General features: G+C 74.3%; 13 protein-coding genes and 2 pseudogenes. 13 read left to right on the top strand and 2 right to left on the bottom strand.

The genetic code is table 11. The features are described 5' to 3' along the window. Nucleotides 1–1479 (bottom strand): hypothetical protein (locus tag AB0B35_RS28285; protein WP_361050712.1); only part of this gene is annotated, 1479 nt, incomplete at its 3' end. Here AB0B35_RS28285 and AB0B35_RS28280 point away from each other — a divergent pair. The 7 genes and pseudogenes from AB0B35_RS28280 (at nucleotide 1402) to recN (ending at nucleotide 7868) form a co-directional block, all read left to right on the top strand. Continuing rightward, nucleotides 1402–2298: a Replicase polyprotein 1ab gene (locus AB0B35_RS28280; RefSeq protein WP_361050709.1), complete on the top strand. Its 897-nt coding sequence runs from the start codon at nucleotides 1402–1404 to the stop codon at nucleotides 2296–2298. The two genes, AB0B35_RS28285 and AB0B35_RS28280, sit on opposite strands and share 78 nt — an antisense overlap. Continuing rightward, nucleotides 2295–3080 (top strand): annotated as a pseudogene (locus AB0B35_RS28275) (HAD-IIA family hydrolase); the annotation flags it as partial. The gene AB0B35_RS28280 and the pseudogene AB0B35_RS28275, both read left to right, overlap by 4 nt. Nucleotides 3081–3176: 96 nt before the next feature. Further along, nucleotides 3177–4043, top strand: a complete 867-nt coding sequence (locus tag AB0B35_RS28270; RefSeq protein ID WP_361050706.1) for a hypothetical protein — start codon at nucleotides 3177–3179, stop codon at nucleotides 4041–4043. A gap of 32 nt (nucleotides 4044–4075) precedes the next feature. After that, nucleotides 4076–4261, top strand: coding sequence for a hypothetical protein (locus tag AB0B35_RS28265; RefSeq protein WP_361050723.1), 186 nt, complete (start codon nucleotides 4076–4078; stop codon nucleotides 4259–4261). 5 nt (nucleotides 4262–4266) lie between these two features. Then, nucleotides 4267–5088: a TlyA family RNA methyltransferase gene (locus tag AB0B35_RS28260; protein WP_361050703.1), complete on the top strand. Its 822-nt coding sequence runs from the start codon at nucleotides 4267–4269 to the stop codon at nucleotides 5086–5088. Then, nucleotides 5089–5994: an NAD kinase gene (locus AB0B35_RS28255; RefSeq protein WP_361050700.1), complete on the top strand. Its 906-nt coding sequence runs from the start codon at nucleotides 5089–5091 to the stop codon at nucleotides 5992–5994. A gap of 128 nt (nucleotides 5995–6122) precedes the next feature. Then, complete coding sequence (gene recN / locus AB0B35_RS28250; RefSeq protein ID WP_361050697.1) at nucleotides 6123–7868, top strand: DNA repair protein RecN; 1746 nt, start codon at nucleotides 6123–6125, stop codon at nucleotides 7866–7868. A 76-nt stretch (nucleotides 7869–7944) separates the two neighbouring features. On the opposite strand, the gene AB0B35_RS28245 is transcribed toward recN, so the two are convergent. After that, nucleotides 7945–8268: a multidrug efflux SMR transporter gene (locus tag AB0B35_RS28245; RefSeq protein WP_361050694.1), complete on the bottom strand. Its 324-nt coding sequence runs from the start codon at nucleotides 8266–8268 to the stop codon at nucleotides 7945–7947. A gap of 161 nt (nucleotides 8269–8429) precedes the next feature. On the opposite strand from AB0B35_RS28245, the gene steA reads away from it, so the two are divergent. From steA to AB0B35_RS28215, 6 genes and pseudogenes are all read left to right on the top strand, one after another. After that, nucleotides 8430–9608 (top strand): putative cytokinetic ring protein SteA, encoded by a 1179-nt coding sequence (gene steA, locus AB0B35_RS28240; protein ID WP_203697890.1) that lies wholly within the window; start codon nucleotides 8430–8432, stop codon nucleotides 9606–9608. Between the two features lie 27 nt (nucleotides 9609–9635). Beyond that, nucleotides 9636–10565: a copper transporter gene (locus AB0B35_RS28235; protein ID WP_360535000.1), complete on the top strand. Its 930-nt coding sequence runs from the start codon at nucleotides 9636–9638 to the stop codon at nucleotides 10563–10565. A 6-nt stretch (nucleotides 10566–10571) separates the two neighbouring features. Further along, nucleotides 10572–11399 (top strand): annotated as a pseudogene (locus AB0B35_RS28230) (hypothetical protein); the annotation flags it as partial. A gap of 395 nt (nucleotides 11400–11794) precedes the next feature. Continuing rightward, complete coding sequence (locus AB0B35_RS28225) at nucleotides 11795–13435, top strand: lipid II flippase MurJ (protein ID WP_361050690.1); 1641 nt, start codon at nucleotides 11795–11797, stop codon at nucleotides 13433–13435. Nucleotides 13436–13470: 35 nt separating this feature from the next. Further along, a complete protein-coding gene (locus AB0B35_RS28220) occupies nucleotides 13471–14595 on the top strand; it encodes a glycosyltransferase family 4 protein (RefSeq protein ID WP_361050687.1) in 1125 nt (374 codons plus the stop codon). Beyond that, nucleotides 14595–16829 (top strand): hypothetical protein, encoded by a 2235-nt coding sequence (locus AB0B35_RS28215; RefSeq protein WP_361050684.1) that lies wholly within the window; start codon nucleotides 14595–14597, stop codon nucleotides 16827–16829. The genes AB0B35_RS28220 and AB0B35_RS28215 overlap by 1 nt, the downstream gene beginning before the upstream one ends. Nucleotides 16830–16869 lie beyond the last annotated feature (40 nt).

Genomic DNA, 16869 nt, shown 5'->3' with positions numbered 1-16869 from the left:
CGTCCCGGCTACGGCGACCGTTCCGGTGGCAGCCGTGAGGGTGGTTTCCGTTCGGGTGGCGACCGCGGTGGGTACTCCCGCGGTGGCGACCGTCCGGGCTACGGCGACCGTTCCGGCAGCCGCGAGGGCGGGTTCCGTGGTGGTGACCGGGACCGCACCGGTGGCAGCCGTGAGGGCGGCTTCCGCAGTGGCGGTGACCGTCCCGGCTACGGCGACCGTTCCGGTGGCAGCCGTGAGGGTGGTTTCCGTTCGGGTGGCGACCGCGGTGGGTACTCCCGCGGTGGCGACCGTCCCGGCGGCGACCGTCGCGAGGGCGGCTTCCGCAGTGGCGGCGACCGTGAGCGCTTCGGCGGCGGCGACCGTCGTGAGGGCGGTTTCCGCGGCGGCGACGACCGTGGTGGCGACCGCGGCGGCTTCCGTAGCGGCGGCGACCGTCGTGAGGGCGGTTTCCGCAGTGGCGGTGACCGTCCGAGCTACGGCGACCGTTCCGGTGGCAGCCGTGAGGGTGGCTTCCGTAGCGGCGGCGACCGTCCGAGCTACGGCGACCGCACGGGCGGCAGCCGTGAGGGCGGCTTCCGCAGTGGCGGCGACCGTGAGCGTTTCGGTGGCGGCGACCGCCGCGAAGGCGGCTTCCGCCGCCCGTCCGAGGACCGTGGCGGCTACCGCAGCGGTGGCTTCGGCGACCGTGACCGCACCGGCGGCGGCCGTGAAGGCGGGTTCCGTGGCGGTGACCGGGACCGTGCCGGTGGTGACCGTCGTGAGGGCGGCTTCCGCAGCGGTGGCGACCGTCCGAGCTACGGCGACCGCACGGGCGGCAGCCGCGAGGGCGGGTTCCGTGGTGGTGACCGTGACCGCACGGGTGGTGGCCGTGAAGGCGGGTTCCGTGGCGGTGACCGGGACCGTGCCGGTGGTGACCGTCGTGAGGGCGGCTTCCGCAGCGGTGGCGACCGTCCCGGCTACGGCGACCGCACGGGCGGCAGCCGCGAGGGCGGTTTCCGTTCGGGTGGCGACCGTGCCGGGTTCTCCCGCACCGGCGACCGTCCGAGCTACGGCGACCGTTCCGGTGGCAGCCGTGAGGGTGGTTTCCGCAGCGGCGGCGACCGCGAGCGGCCCGGTGGTGACCGTCGTGAGGGCGGCTTCCGGGGCGACGACCGTGGTGCCGGCCGTGAGGGCGGGTTCCGTGGCGGCGACCGGGACCGTCCGTCCGGTGACCGTCGCGAGGGCGGCTTCCGTAGCGGCAGCGGTCCCGCCGAGCGCCGTGAGGGCGAGCGGTCCGCTGAGGGCGCCGAGTCCCGCGAGTTCGAGGGTACGGGCCGTCCCGGTCCCGCGCTGCCCGACGACATCACGGCGGCGGACCTCGACAGCGAGGTGCGTGCCGAGCTGCTCTCGCTGGCCAAGCCGGTGGCGGACACGGTCGCGCGGCACCTCGTCGCGACCGGTCAGCTGATCGACGACGACCCGGAGCAGGCGCTGGAGCACGCGCTGGCCGCCCGCCGGCTGGCGTCGCGCATCGCGGTGGTCCGTGAGGCCGTGGGCCTGGCCGCGTACCAGACGGGTGACTGGGCGAGCGCGATCGCGGAGATCCGTACGTACCACCGGATGACGGGGCGGCAGACGCACCTGGCCGTGCTGGCCGACTGCGAGCGGGCGCTGGGCCGGCCGGAGAAGGCGATCGACCTGTTCCGCGGTGTCGAGCGCGACAAGCTCAGCCAGGGCGAGGCGCTGGAGCTGCTGATCGTGGCGGCCGGCGCCCGGGGTGACATGGGCCAGCACGAGGCGGCCGCGGCGATGCTGCAGGTGCGCGAGCTGACCGTGGAGTCGAACGAGGACTGGTCGCCGCGGCTGCGGTACGCGTACGCCGACGCGCTGCTGGCGTCGGGGCGTGCCGAGGAGGCTCGGGAGTGGTTCGCCAAGGCGGCCGCCGCCGACACCGACGCGGTGACCGACGCGGCTGAGCGGCTGCTCGAGATGGACGGCGTCGAGATCGAGGACGAGCCCGAGGTGGACGACGAGCCCGCCGACCGTGCCACTTCGGCCAAGGCCGTGGACACGGACGAGGACGACGACGACCTCGACGGCGAGGACTACGACGACGATGACGACGACGAGGATGACGACGACCTCGAGGACGAGGACGACGAGGACCTCGACGATGACGACCTCGACGATGACGATGACGACGAGGACCGCGACGGCGGCGCCGACGACGAGGACGACGACGACCTCGAGGACTTCGACGAGAAGCCCACGGCCGCTGCCGTCGACACCCCCGCGACGAAGGCGGAAACAGACAAGTGACATCGCTCGTCGAGAACTATGACCTGGTCATATTCGATCTCGACGGCGTGCTGTACCTCATCGACCGCCCCATTCCCGGGGCGGTCGATGCGTTGGCGCGCCTCAGGGATCAGGGCATGGCCGTGCGCTTCGCGACCAACAACGCGTCGCGGCGTGCGGCCGAGGTCGCGGCGCTGCTGCGGGGCATGGGCATCGCCGCCAAGCCGCAGGAGGTGCTGACCTCGGCCGGTGCGGCCGCGGCGCTGCTGGCGCAGCGGCTGGAGCCGGGTGCGCCGGTGCTGGTGCTGGGCGCGCCCGCGCTGCGCGGTGAGGTGACCGACGTCGGGCTGCGGCCCGTCGACAGCGCCGACGACAACCCGCGCGCGGTCGTCCAGGGCTTCGGCCCGGACCTGGGCTGGAAGCAGCTGGCGGAGGCGTGTGTCGCGATCCGGGCGGGGGCCTGGTGGATGGCGACGAACACCGACCGGACCCTGCCGACGCTGCGCGGGCCGTTGCCGGGCAACGGTTCCCTGGTCGCGCTGCTGGCGCACGCGCTGGAGCGGGAGCCTGACGTGGTGGTGGGCAAGCCCGAGCCGGGTCTGTTCGCGACCGCGGCGGCGCAGGCGTCGGCGCGGCGGGTGCTGGTGGTCGGCGACCGCCTGGACACCGACATCGCGGGGGCGCACCGGGCGGGCATGGACAGCCTGCTGGTGCTGACCGGAGTCTCGACCGCGGTGGAGGCGGCTGCGGCGAGCGGGCAGTTGCGTCCGACGTACGTCGCAGCCGATCTGGGGGGCCTGTTCACTGCGCCTGCGGTTCCGGCACTGTAGCGTTGGTCCGCGGAACGGTACGGGACGCGTATGACGTCCCCAACCGGGCATCAGTCGGCAGGAGAGGTGGTGACCGCTGTGGCGAGCAAGTCGGGCGAACCCGTGCAGGATGTGGTCAAGGCGTACCTGGAGCTGGCCTTCGGGCTGACCGAGGCGTCGAAGAAGAAAGCGGAGAAGACCGTCAAGAAGGCGGCCAAGGAACTGCTCGGCAAGAGCGGCGCGACCGCGTCGCAGCTGCAGACGATGGCCGAGGAGCTGGTCACCACCGGCCTGCAGAACCGTGAGGCGATCACCCGCATCGTGCGGCTGGAGCTGGACCGCGCGCTCGGCCGGGTCGGCCTGGCCACCGCCGAGGAGGTCGCCACGCTGACCGCCCGGATCGAGGACCTCGAGGGCCAGCTGCGTGAGGCGAAGGCCGACCAGCCCGCGTCCACGACCAACGGTTCCTCCGCCGCCGCGAGCCCGGTGGTCGCGCCCGCGCCGGTGGCGAAGAAGGCCATCGCCAAGAAGGCCGTCGCTCCGGCGAAGACTGCTCCGGCTAAGGCTGACGAGGAGACCAAGCCCGCGGAGCCCGTCACGACCACCCCGGCGGCGGTCGCCAAGCGGGTCAAGAAGACCACGCCCGTGGTGAAGGCCGCGCCGGCGAAGAAGGCGCCCGCGGCGAAGGCGGAACCCGCCCAGGAGGCCCCGATCAAGGGCGCCGCGGCGGCCCGCAAGCCGGTGAAGGCCGTGGCGAAGAAGGCCGCGAAGGCCGTCGCCGGGGTGGACGCCGCGACCGCCATCGACGCCGTCGCCAAGGCGAGCTCCGGCAGCCCCGAGCCGGTGGCGCCGGTCGCGTTCAGCTCCGCCCCCGACGTCCCGGTGGCCGCGAAGAAGGCTCCGGCCAAGAAGACCGCGGCCAAGAAGGCCCCCGCCGGTAGGGCGGCGACCGCGTGACCTCACCGCAGCTGCCGCTGTCGTTCTCGGCGGTGCCGGCGCCGCGTCCGATGCCGACACCGGCGACGCTGATGCCCGGCCCGACCGGCCACCACGCGGTGGACGCGGCGGTCCGGGCCGTGGCGAACGCGGCCGATCTGCCGCTGGCCGAGCAGCTGGCGGCGTACGAGGCCGCGCACAGGACGTTGCGGGAAGTCCTGACCGCGATCGAGGCCTGACGCACATGGCACGTCGTACCCGCCTGGACGCGGAGCTGGTCCGCCGCGGGCTGGCCCGTTCCCGCGACCACGCCGGTGAGCTGATCGCCGCGGGCCGGGTCGAGGTCAAGGGCTCCGTGGCGCACAAGGCCGCGGCCATGGTCGACCCGGCCGACGCGGTACGCGTGGTCGGCGAGTCGGCCGGCGACGACTACGTGTCCCGGGGCGGGCACAAGCTGGCCGGGGCGCTGGCCGCGTTCACGCCGCACGGCCTGACGGTCGCGGGCCGCCGCTGCCTGGACGCGGGCGCCTCGACCGGCGGGTTCACCGACGTGCTGCTGCGCAACGGCGCGGGCGAGGTCGTCGCCGTGGACGTGGGCTACGGCCAGCTCGCCTGGTCGCTGCGCACCGACGAGCGGGTGAAGGTGCACGAGCGCACCAACGTGCGCACGCTGACCCCCGAGGTGATCGGCGGTGTGGTCGAGCTGACCGTGGCGGACCTGTCGTTCATCTCGCTGCGGCTGGTGCTGCCCGCGCTGGCCGCGTGCACCGACGGCGACCTGGTGCTGATGGTCAAGCCGCAGTTCGAGGTCGGCAAGGAGCGGGTCGGCACGGGCGGCGTGGTACGCGACCCGGCGCTGCGGGCCGAGGCGGTGCTCGACGTCGCGGCGGCCGCGGGCACGCTCGGGCTGGGTGTGGCCGGGGTGACGGCGAGCCCGCTGCCCGGTCCGTCGGGCAACGTGGAGTTCTTCGTGTGGTTCCGGCGCGACGCACCCGCCCCCGCGGTGGACGACATCCGCGCCGTGGTGGAGGCTGGGGTGCCGAACGCACCCGACGCGGAGGACTGAATGACGGAGCGCGTGGCGCTGCTGGTCACCCATACCGGCCGGAAGGACTCGACCGATCACGCCCGCACCGTGGCGCGGGACCTGATCGCGGCGGGGTTCAGCGTGCGGGTGGTGGCCGAGGAGGCCGAGGACCTGGACCTGTCCGGGGTGACGCCGATGTCGGGCGTGTGCGCGGCCCAGGGCGCGGAGATCGTGTTCGCGCTGGGCGGTGACGGCACGCTGCTGCGCGCGGCGGAGCTGGCCCGCCCGGAGGGCGTCCCGCTGCTGGGCATCAACCTGGGCAAGGTCGGCTTCCTGGCCGAGGCGGAGATCGCCGACCTGGACACGGCGGTGCGCGACGTGGTCGCGCGGGAGTACAGCGTCGAGGAGCGGCTGACCATCGACGTGACCGCGGAGCTGGCCGGTGAGGTGATCGCCGAGTCGTGGGCGCTCAACGAGGTCAGCGTCGAGAAGGGCAGCCGCGAGCGCATGCTCGAACTGCTGGTCGATGTGGACGGTCGCCCGCTGTCGCGCTACGGCTGCGACGGTGTGGTGTGCGCCACGCCGACGGGTTCGACGGCGTACGCGTTCTCGGCCGGCGGGCCGGTGGTGTGGCCGCGGGTCGAGGCGCTGCTGCTGGTGCCGATCAGCGCGCACGCGTTGTTCAGCCGCCCGCTGGTGACCGCGCCGGACTCGACGATCCAGATCACCATCGACCCGTACACCGAGCACGCGTTGATGAGCTGCGACGGCCGCCGGGTGTTCAGTCTCGCGCCGGGTGCGCAGGTCACGGTGCGGCGCGGGGCGCTGCCGGTGCGGGTGGCGCAGCTGCGGCCGCGGCCGTTCACCGACCGGCTGGTGGCCAAGTTCGGGCTGCCGGTGGAGGGCTGGCGGGCGCACGGGCAGCGGCACGCCACCGGTCACTGACGGGGGACTCGCAGCTCGGCGCGCAGTGCCGCGACCGAGTCCTTGATGGTGCGGAACATTCCCATATCGGCAGGTGCCTCGGCGGCCCGGCGTGACACTGTCGGAGGGGCGGGCTACTGTCATCTGCTGTGCTGGAAGAGTTGCGTATCACCGGTCTCGGCGTGATCGAGGACACCACCCTCCCGCTGACCCGTGGCATGAATGTCATCACCGGTGAGACCGGTGCCGGCAAGACCATGGTCGTCACCGGGCTGGGGCTGCTGTTCGGCGGGCGTGCCGACGCCGGCCGGGTGCGGGCCGAGCCGGGCCGCGCCACCGTCGAGGGCCGACTGCGGCTGGCGGGCAACGCGGCCAGTGCCGTGGCCGCCCGAGTGGCCGAGGCCGGAGCCGAGGGCGACGACGACGGCACGCTGCTGATGAGCCGCACCGTCACCGTCGAGGGCCGGTCCAAGGCCCATGTGGGCGGCCGCACCGTGCCGGTGTCGCTGCTCAGCGACGTCGGCGAGCAGGTCGTGGCGGTGCACGGCCAGTCCGACCAGCTGCGCCTGCTGCGCCCGTCGGAGCAGCGCGGCGCGCTGGACCGCTTCGCCGGTCCGGAGCACGAGAAGCTGCTGGTGGAGTTCAAGGAGTTGTTCGGCCGCTGGCGTGGCGTGGCCGACGACCTGGCCGACCGGCGGGCCAACATGCGGACCCGGGCGCAGGAGGCCGACCTGCTGCGGCTGGGCCTCGACGAGATCACGCGGGTCGACCCGCAGGCCGGCGAGGATGAGGAGCTGCGGGCCGAGGCCCAGCGGCTGGAGCACGCCGAGGGGCTGCGGACTGCCGCGCACATCGCGCACCAGGCGATCGCGGGCGGCGGCGAGACCGACAGCGAGGACGCGACCAGCCTGGTCGGCACGGCCCGGCGCACCCTGGAGTCGCAGTCCACCGTGGACGCGAAGCTGGGGGAGTACGCCGCCCGCCTGGAGGAGGCCGCGTCGCTGCTCGGCGACGTCTCGGTGGAGCTCTCGACGTACCTGGCGAGCCTGGACGCCGACCCGGCGCGGCTGCAGCAGATCTACGAGCGGCGCGCCGCGCTGCGCTCGCTGACCCGCAAGTACGCCGACGATGTCGACGGGGTCATCGCCTGGGCCGACAACGCCCGGTCGCGGCTGGCCGCGCTGGACACCTCCGACGAGCTGCTCGAGGAGCTGGAGCGGGAGATGAACCGGCTCGCCGGCGAGGTCGCCGAGCTGGCCGCGAAGCTGCGCGCGGCGCGGCTGGAGGCCGCCGGCCGCTTCGCCGACAAGGTGACGGTGGAGCTGGCCGGGCTGGCCATGCCGCACGCCCGCATCTCGGTGCTGGTCGTGCCGCGCCCGGCCGGTGACATCAGCCTGGTGGTCGACGGGGTCGAGTCCGGGGTGACCCCCGACGGCGCCGACGACATCGAGCTGCGCCTGCTGGCACACCCCGGTGCGCCCGCGCTGCCGCTGCAGAAGGGCGCGTCCGGCGGTGAGCTGTCCCGGGTGATGCTGGCGATCGAGGTCGTGTTCGCCGGCGTCGGCGGCCCGCCGACGCTGGTCTTCGACGAGGTCGACTCGGGTGTCGGCGGCCGCGCCGCGGTGGAGATCGGACGGCGGCTGGCCCGGCTGGCCCGCAACCACCAGGTGCTGGTCGTCACGCACCTGCCGCAGGTCGCCGCGTTCGCCGACCGCCACCTGGTGGTGGCCAAGGACACCGGCGGCGCGATCACCACGAGCGGCGTGCGTGTCGTCGAGGAGACCGAGCGGGCCCGTGAGCTGGCCCGCATGCTGGCCGGTCTGCCGGACTCGGACCTGGGCATCGCGCACGCGGAGGAACTGCTGGCAGTAGCGGCCCGCGAACGCGCCGCCTGACCCCGTACCACCGCCGAGGGCGGTGCGCCCCCACCCCCGGGTGGGGCGCACCGCCCTCGGCGCGTTGCGGGGCGGGTCAGTGCTGCCGGCCCAGTTCCAGGGCGACGACGCCGGCGGCGACCAGGGCCAGGCCGGCGACCTGGAGCCAGCTGAACCGGTCCTGGAAGAAGACCACCCCGGCCAGGGCGACCAGGGCCACGCCGATGCCCGCCCAGATGCCGTACGCCAGCCCGAGCGCCATGCCGCGCTTGAGCACCTGGCTCAGCAGCACGAATGCGGTGACGTAACCCACGACCACCACCACGGACGGGATCGGCTTGGTGAAGCCCGCGGAGGCGCGCAGGCAGACCGTGGCGACGACTTCGGCGAGGATGGCTCCGGCGAGCATGACGTAGATCACGCGGCTCACTGTAGGCGTCGATCATGAGGGTCGGCGCTGATGTGCCGCTGCGGTTACCGTTGATGTCGCGCGAGGTTTCAGACATCACAATTCAGCCCGTATGGGCCGATCAAGGGGTGTCGTACGCGCCAATACCGGACTGACATGCCAGGATGGCTGCGATGCGTCTTCCCACCTTGCGCCGGACCCGGCCCGCCGAACCGGGGATCCTCACCGGCACCGCACGGCTCGACCGCCGGACCAAACGTCTGGTCGGTCGACTGCGCCCTGGCGAGATCGCCGTGATCGATCACGTCGACATCGACCGGGTCGCCGCCGACTCCCTGGTGGCCGTGGGGGTGGCGGCGGTGCTCAACGCCAAGCCCTCCATCTCGGGCCGCTACCCCAATCTTGGTCCCCAGGTGCTGGTCGAGGCCGGCATCACCCTGCTCGACGATCTCGGCGAAGGGGTGTTCCAGCAGATCCGCGAGGGTGACTCGGTCCGGGTCGAGGGCAACACCGTCTTCGTTCGCGGTGAGCCGGTGGCGCACGGGGTGCGCCAGGACGGCGACACCATCGCCAAGGCCATGCTCGACGCCCGCGAGGGTCTGTCGGTGCAGCTGGAGGCGTTCGCCGCGAACACCATGGAGTACCTCAAGCAGGAGCGGGAGCTGCTGCTCGACGGTGTCGGCGTGCCCGAGATCAAGACTCAGATCTCCGGCCGGCACTGCCTGATCGTGGTGCGCGGTTACGACTACAAGGCCGATCTGGACGTGCTGCGGCCGTACATCCGCGAGTTCAAGCCGGTGCTGATCGGTGTGGACGGCGGCGCGGACGCGCTGGTCGAGGCGGGCTACACACCCGACATGATCATCGGTGACATGGACTCGGTCACCGACGACGTGCTGCGCTGCGGCGCCGAGGTGGTCGTGCACGCCTATCCCGACGGCCGGGCCCCGGGCCTGGACCGGGTGCACCAGCTCGGTGTGTCCGGGATCACCTTCCCGGCGGCGGCGACCAGTGAGGACATCGCGATGCTGCTGGCCGACGAGAAGGGCGCGACCCTGATCGTGGCGGTCGGCACCCACGCGACGCTGGTCGAGTTTCTGGACAAGGGCCGCGGGGGTATGGCTTCGACGTTCCTCACCCGCCTGCGGGTGGGCGGCAAGCTGGTCGACGCCAAGGGTGTGAGCCGGCTCTACCGGCAGAGCATTTCAGGTTCCTCATTGCTTTTGCTGGTATTGTCCGCCATTGCGGCTATGGCCGCGGCCGTCGCCGTGTCCACGGTCGGCAAGGCCTACCTGTCGCTGGCCGCGGAGTGGTGGGACGACGTGATGTTCCACCTGCAGCGGCTGTTCTAGGAACCCGGACGATCAAGAGGCTCTGACGTGATCAACTTCAGGTACCACGTGGTGTCCATGACCGCCGTGTTCCTCGCGCTGGCGATCGGGCTGGTCGTGGGGACCGCCGCGCTCAACGGCCCGGCGGCCGACGCCCTCGAGAAGAACGTCAACGCGCTGCGCGCGACCAACTCGCAGCTGCGCGACCAGGTGACCGGCCTGCGCGACCAGGCCAACCGCGAGGAGCAGTTCGTCACCGAGGCCGCGCCGATCATGCTGAACGGCAAGCTCACCAACCGCCGGATCCTGCTGCTGGTGCTGCCCTCGGGCCGCGACCAGGTCGAGGGTGTCGAGAGCATCCTCAAGACCGCCGGTGCCAAGATCGCCGGCACGGTCGAGCTGACCGACAAGTTCTTCAACCCGGACAACAGCGTCGAGCTGCTCGACCTGGAGAACAAGGCCGAGCCGGCCAGCGTGCCCACCACGGCGATCCCGGCCAACAGCGACGGCGTCGAGTCGTCCAGCGCGCTGCTGGCCGCGGTGCTGCTGGACCGCAGCCCGGCCGTGCCCGCCCCGGACCGCGCCGCGGTGCTCGCCGCGTACAGCAAGCTCGGCTACCTGACCACCAGCGGCGCCGTGACCGGCCCCGCCGAGGCGGTCGTGCTGGTCAGCGGCTCGCCGTACACCGACAGCCAGGCGGGTGGCAAGAACGCGTCCGTGGTCACCACCGCGGTGCAGTTCGACCACGCGGGTGTCGCGGTGGTCGGCGGCGTGCTCGGCGGCGAGGGCAACCTCATGCTCGAGGTGCGCGACGACGCCACGCTCGCCAAGACCATCTCGACCGTCGACAACGCGGAGACGGTGCAGGGCCAGGTCGCCGCGGCGCTGGCGCTGTACGAGCAGTTCGCCGACAGCAAGGCCGGCCACTACGGTGTCGGCCCCAACGCCAGCGCCCTCCTGCCGCAGCAGCAGAAGTGAGCTGACGTGGGTTTACTCGCCAGAGCGGCACTGATCGGCCTGGGCGCTTACGGCGCCCGGGCCGCACTGCGTGTGGTGCGCGACCAGCCCCGGGCCAAGGAGCTGGAGCGCACGAACTTCCGCGGCCGCACCCTCACCCTGGCCGGCGGCCCCGCGCTGGCGGTCTCGGCGAGCGTCACCAGCGCGCTGGGCGCGGGCGACCCGCGCACCGCGGCAGCCGCACTGGCCGCGGGCCTGTCCGGTGGCGCGGTCGGCCTGTACGACGACGTCGTGGGCGCGCGCCCCGACCAGAAGGCCGACAAGGGCTTCCGAGGCCACCTGCGGGCGCTGCGCGAGGGCCGGGTCACCAGCGGCCTGGTGAAGATCGCCGGAGTGGGCGCGGGCGCGCTGGTCGCCGCGGCGCTGCTGCCGGATCGCCGCGGCCGGGGCAGGCTGGGCCGGGCGGCCGAGGTGGCGCTGGGCGCGGGCGTGATCGCCGGCAGCGCGAACCTGATGAACCTGCTCGACCTGCGTCCCGGCCGGGCGCTCAAGGCCGGCCTGCTGGTCGGTGCGCCGCTGACCGCCACCCGCGCGGGCGGCCTGGTCGCCGGTCCGGTCGGCGCGAGCGCGAGCCTGCTGCCCGCCGACCTCGGCGAGGAGATCATGCTCGGCGACTCCGGCGCGAACGCGCTGGGCGCGCTGCTCGGCGTCAGTGCGACCGCCCGCACCGGCCTGTTCGGCCGCGCGGCCATGCTCGCCGGGATCGCCGCGCTGACCGCGGCCAGCGAGAAGGTCAGCTTCACCAAGGTCATCGAACGTACCCCGGTGCTTCGCGAGATCGACGCCTGGGGCCGCATCCCGGCGGCCAAGCCGAGCACCGCCGCGTCGCCGAGCGCCCCGCCGCGGTCGGCCGCCGAGCCGCCTGCCGCGCCGCTGCCGCCCGCGACCGGCGCGATGGCCACGCCGGTGACCCCGGTGCACGGGGCCGAGGTCAAGCCGAAGATCGCGAAGAAGTCCGTGAAGGCGGCCGCACCCAAGCCCGCTTCCCCGGCCGCCGGTGCGCCGGCCGCGGCGGACGAGGCCGACCACGCCACGGACGTCGCCCGGACCGACCGCGCCGCGGACGTCGTCCGGGCCGACCGCGCCGCGGGCGAAGACGGGGCCGACCACGCCATGGGCGTCACCGACCCGGCCGAGCCGGGCGTGGACAAGCCGAGGCCACGAGCACGGGCGCCGCGCCGTACCGCTTCATGACCGTGACCGCTGACGACAAGGCCGCGGCCCCCTCGGCCGCCGGCCCGGCAGCGGCCCGCATCGCCGGCGCCGCGACGCTGATCGCGGGCCTGACCGTGCTGGCCCGCCTGGCGGGTTTCGCGCGCACCCTGGTGTTCTCGCAGACCGTCGGCGACGGCGGTCTCAGCGGTATGTACCTGGCCGTCAACACCATCCCCAACATCATCTTCGAGATCGTGGCCGGTGGCGCGCTGGCCGGGCTGGTGGTGCCGCTGCTGGCCGGGCCGCTGGCGGCCGGTGACCGCGAGCAGGTGCGCCGCACCGTGTCCGCGCTGCTCACCTGGGCGCTGGCTGCCCTGATCCCGCTGGCGGCGGTGCTGTGGCTGGCGGCGGACCCCCTGGTCACCCTGCTGCAGGCGACCGCGCCGCCGGAGCTGCACGAGGACGGCGTGGCGATGCTGCGGGTGTTCGCGCCGCAGGTGCCGCTCTACGGCATCGGCATCGTGCTGACCGGTGTGCTGCACGCGCACCGCCGGTTCGCGTGGCCGGTGCTCGCGCCGCTGCTGTCGAGCCTGACCGTGATCGGCGCGTACCTGTGGTTCGCCGCCGAGGCTGGGGCTGACCCGGAGCCGGGCACGGTCAGCGGGGGCGAGCTGGCGATCCTGTCGGTCGGGACCACCCTCGGCGTGGTCGTGCTCACGCTGTGCCTGCTGATCCCGGTCAGCCGGCTGGGCCTGCGGCTGCGACCGGTGTTCCGGGTGGAACCCGCGCAGCGGCGGCGGATGAGCTCGCTGGCGCTGGCGGGCGCGGCCACGGTCGTGGCGCAGCAGGTGGCGCTGCTGGTCGCGATCATCCTGGCCGGGCGCGTCCACCCCGTCGGCGGTGGGGCGTCGGCCAACACGCTCTACAACTTCGCGATGACGCTGTACCTGCTGCCGTGGGCGGTGCTCGCGGTGCCCGCCGCCACGGCCGCGTACCCCGCGATCGCGACCGCGTTCGCCACCGCCGACCACCACACGCTGCGGCTCACCGTGGCCCGTACCAGCCGGGCGGTGCTGCTGCTCAGTGGGCTCGGCGCGGCCGGCCTGGCCGCGGTGGCCGCTCCGGCGGCCGCGTTCCTGACCAAGGGCGAGGGCGTCGCGGCGCTGGCCGCGGCGGTGCTCGCATTCGCGCCGGGGCTGCTCGGCTACGGGCTCGCCGCGCTGCACCAGCGCACCCTGTACGCGGTGGGCGCGAACCGGCTCGCCGCGCTCGGGGTCAGCGGGGGCTGGGCGGTCACGCTCGCCGCCGCGGTGATCCTGTCCGGCGTGCTGCCGGACTCCCAGCGGGCGGCGGCGCTGGGCGCGGCGAACTCCATCGGCATGCTCGTGATGGCGGCGCTGCTGGCGGCAGCGGTCCGTGCGCGGGTGGGCGGTAACGCCCTGACCGGCCTGTTCCGTGCCGCACTGGCCGCTTCGGCGGCCGGGCTGGCCGGGGCCGTCGCGGGCGTCGAGGCGGGCCGGGCGGTCGTCTCCGGGACCCCAGGCATCATGGGTCTGGTCGGACAGGGCATGCTGTCCGGTGGCGTGTCGCTTGTAGTCTTCCTGATCGTGTGCGCCCTGCTCGACCTGCCGGACCTGCGTCCGCTGCTCGAGCGGGTGAGCCGCCGACGCGGGTGACGGGGCGGGCGCGGCGGGCGAGGGCAGGAGGACCGTTGACCACGGGGACGGAATGGACCGGCAGCGTCGTGCTGCTGCTCGCCTCCAGCACGGGCGGGATCGGCCAGCACGTGGCCGCGCTGGCCGAGGGGCTGAGCCGGGCCGGGTGCGAGGTGACCGTGTGCGGTCCCGCCGCGACCGAGCAGCACTTCCGCTTCACCGACCGCGGCGCGCGCTTCCACCCCGTCGAGATCCCCGCCGAGCTGCACCCCAGTGACATGCGGGCGGTGCGCACCCTGCGCCAGTTCCTGGCCACGTCGCGCCCGGCCGTGGTGCACGCGCACGGGCTGCGCGCCGGGCTGGCCGCCGCGCTGTCGCGCCCGCCGTGCCCGCTGGTGACGACCTGGCACAACGCGCCCCTGCGGGCCGGGCTGCGCGGCCGGGTGCACACCCTGGTGGAGCGGATCGTGGCCCGGTCCTCCGCGGTCACCCTCGGCGCCTCCAACGACCTGGTCGCGCGCGCCCACGCGGTCGGCGCGGCGGACGCCCGGCTGGCCCCGGTGGCCGCCCCGCGGCTGCGGCGCACCCGGCGCAGCCGGGCCGCGGTGCGTTCGGGGCTGGGCCTGCCCGACGGGGTGCCGCTGGTGCTGTCCGTGGGCCGGCTGCACCCGCAGAAGGCGTACGACATGCTCGTCTCCGTCGCGGCGCGCTGGCGGGACATGTCCCCGGTGCCGCGGGTGCTCATCGCGGGCGAGGGCCCGTCGTACCTCGACCTCGCCGCGCAGATCTCGCAGCTGCGGTCCCCGGTCACCCTGCTCGGGCACCGCACCGACGTCGGCGACCTGATCGCGGCCGCGGACCTGGCCGTGGTCACCAGCGTCTGGGAGGCCCGCCAGCTGTTCGCGCAGGAGGCCCTCAGCGGCGGGCTGCCGCTGATCGCCACCGCGGTCGGCGGCATCCCCGAGCTGGTCGGCGACGGCGCGCACCTGATCGAGCCGAACGACCCCGACGGCCTGGACAGCGCGGTGCGCAAGCTGCTCGGCGACGAGCAGGCACGGGCGCGGCTGGGCGAGCGCGGCCTGGCGCAGGCCGCCACCTGGCCCGACGAGCAGGCCAGCATCGACGGCGTGCGCGCCGTGTACGCCGAGCTGGCCGCCGACGACCGCGCGGGGCAGCTCTGATGCTTCGCCGGCCGGCTCCCCTCCCCACGGCCCTCCTGCTGACCCTGCTGGCCCTGCTCGGTCTCGCCCTGGCCGGGGCGGTCTCCCCGACGGCCGCCGCGGCCGCCGGGCCGGTCGAGGACGACGAGGCCGACTATGTGCTCATCGCCGGCGCGCCCGGACTGCGCTGGGACGACATCGACGCCGACCGGACCCCGAACCTGTGGAAGCTGGCCGAGCGAGGCTCGATCGGCTCCCTGTCGACCCGGTCCGCGCACACACCCACCTGCCCGGCCGACGGCTGGCTGACGCTGGGCGCGGGCAACTACGCCGAGCGGACCGGGGTCGGCAAGGAACCCGCCGAGGGCGGCGCCGAGCCCGAGCCGGACTCCCCGCAGCTGTGCCCGAAGCTGGACGTGGCCATCGAGCGGCCGGACGCGGTCGGGGCGTACCTGCCCGACCAGGAGACGGTCGTCGAGCACCAGCGCAAGCTGCAGCACGGCACGGTGCCGGGGGCGCTGGCCGAGTCGGTGCGCTGCACCGCGGCGGTCGGCCCGGGGGCGGCGGTCGCGGCGGCCCGCTCGTTCGGCCGGGTCGACCGGTATCTGCCCGCGCTGCCCGCGACGGACAAGGCGCAGAAGGCGCTGACGGAGTGCCTGCTCAGCATCGTGGACCTGGGCGCGATCGACGGGCGTACGCCGTCGCAGCGGCTGCGCCAGGCGGCCGCCGTGGACAAGCTGCTCGGGCAGGTGCTGGCGGCCCGGCCGAAGAACTCCACGCTGCTGGTCGCCGGGGTCGCCGACACCGAGGCCAGCTCGCGGCTGCACGCGGTGATCGCCGACGGCAAGGGCTGGGAGGGCGGCTACCTGACCTCGGCCACCACCGGCCGGGCCGGCTACCTGCAGCTGGTCGACCTCGCGCCGACCGCGTTGCACCTGCTCGGCCGCGAGATCCCCAAACGGATCATGGTGGGGCATGCGGCGGTGCTGGCCGATGGGCGTCCGGCGGACCTGGACCAGGCGACCGCGGCGGGCACCGACGCCGACCGGCGCGCCGCGGCGGCCCGCACCGTGTCGGCCTGGTTCTTCTGGCTGCTGGCGCTGGTGCAGATCGGCCTGTTCACGGCCGTGGTGCCGCTGCTGCGGCGCAGTTACCGCCATGCCGGGCCGACCGGTCCCACCCCGCCCCCGCAGCGGCTGGTGAGCGTCCTGGAGGTGCTGCTGACCGGGGCGTCGCTGGCGCTGCCGGCGGCGCTGATCGCCGGCGTGGTGCCGTGGTGGCGCTTCGGCCGCCGCGGGCTGATCTTCGGCCTGGTCACGGCCGGTATCACCCTGCTGCTCACCTTCGTCACGGTCCGGCTGCCGGTGTACCGCAAGCGCACCCTGGGCCCGGTCGGGGTGGTGGCCGCCATCGCCGCCGCCGTGGTCGGCATCGACCTGCTCACCGGGGCCAGGCTGCAGCTCAACGGCGTCGCCGGTTACTCGGTCCTGGAAGGCACCCGCTACGCGGGCATCGGCATGGTCGGCATGGGCGTGTTCTTCGCCGGAGTGCTGCTCACCGCGGGCACCCTGGCCCAGCTGGTGCCGCACCGCAACCGGCCGCTGCTGGTCAGCGCGATCGGCGCGGCGGGTGTGCTGCTGGTCGGCATCCCGGCGCTGGGCGCCGACGCGGGCGGCGCGGTCGCGCTGACCGCGGGGGTGTGCCTGACCGCGGCGCTGTGTCCGGGCGGCTGGCTCACGTTCAAGCGGCTGGCCCTGGCGATGGCCGCCGGGGTGGCGGCGACCGTGGTGTTCGCGCTGGTCGACGTGCGCCAGCCGGTGGACCAGCAGGGCAGCCTGGGTCGGTTCCTCACCCAGCTGTCCGACGGCACGTCCGGGCCGACGCTCAACCGGCTGCTCGACGCCAACCGCATCGCCCTGGTGACCAGCCCGCTGACCGTGCTGGCGCTGGTGTCGGCGGTGTTCCTGTGGGTGGTGCTGATGCGCCCGTGGGGCGGCCTGAAGCGGCTGTACGGCATCTACCCGCCCATCCGGGCGGCGGTGGCCGGCATCGGCCTGGCGTCGATCCTGGGCGGGCTGCTGGGCGGTGCCGCACTGAACGTGACCGGCGCCGCGGCGGCCACCGCGATCCCGGTGCTCACGCTCGGGGCGATGCGGGTGCTCGGGCATGCCGCCGATCGGACCCGCATCGCGGAGGAGGCCCCGTCGCCCGTGACAGTGAGCGACGACACCCCGGAGGCGGTTTCGGGTACGTAGCCCGCGGATGAACGCGCGGACCGTGTTAGGGTGAAACCCC

This window comes from Catellatospora sp. NPDC049133 (genome assembly GCF_040648455.1).
GTDB classification, from domain to species: Bacteria; Actinomycetota; Actinomycetes; order Mycobacteriales; family Micromonosporaceae; genus Catellatospora; species Catellatospora aurea.
Note: the sequence above shows the minus strand (reverse complement) of the source record. Positions and strands in the feature narration are given on the sequence as shown.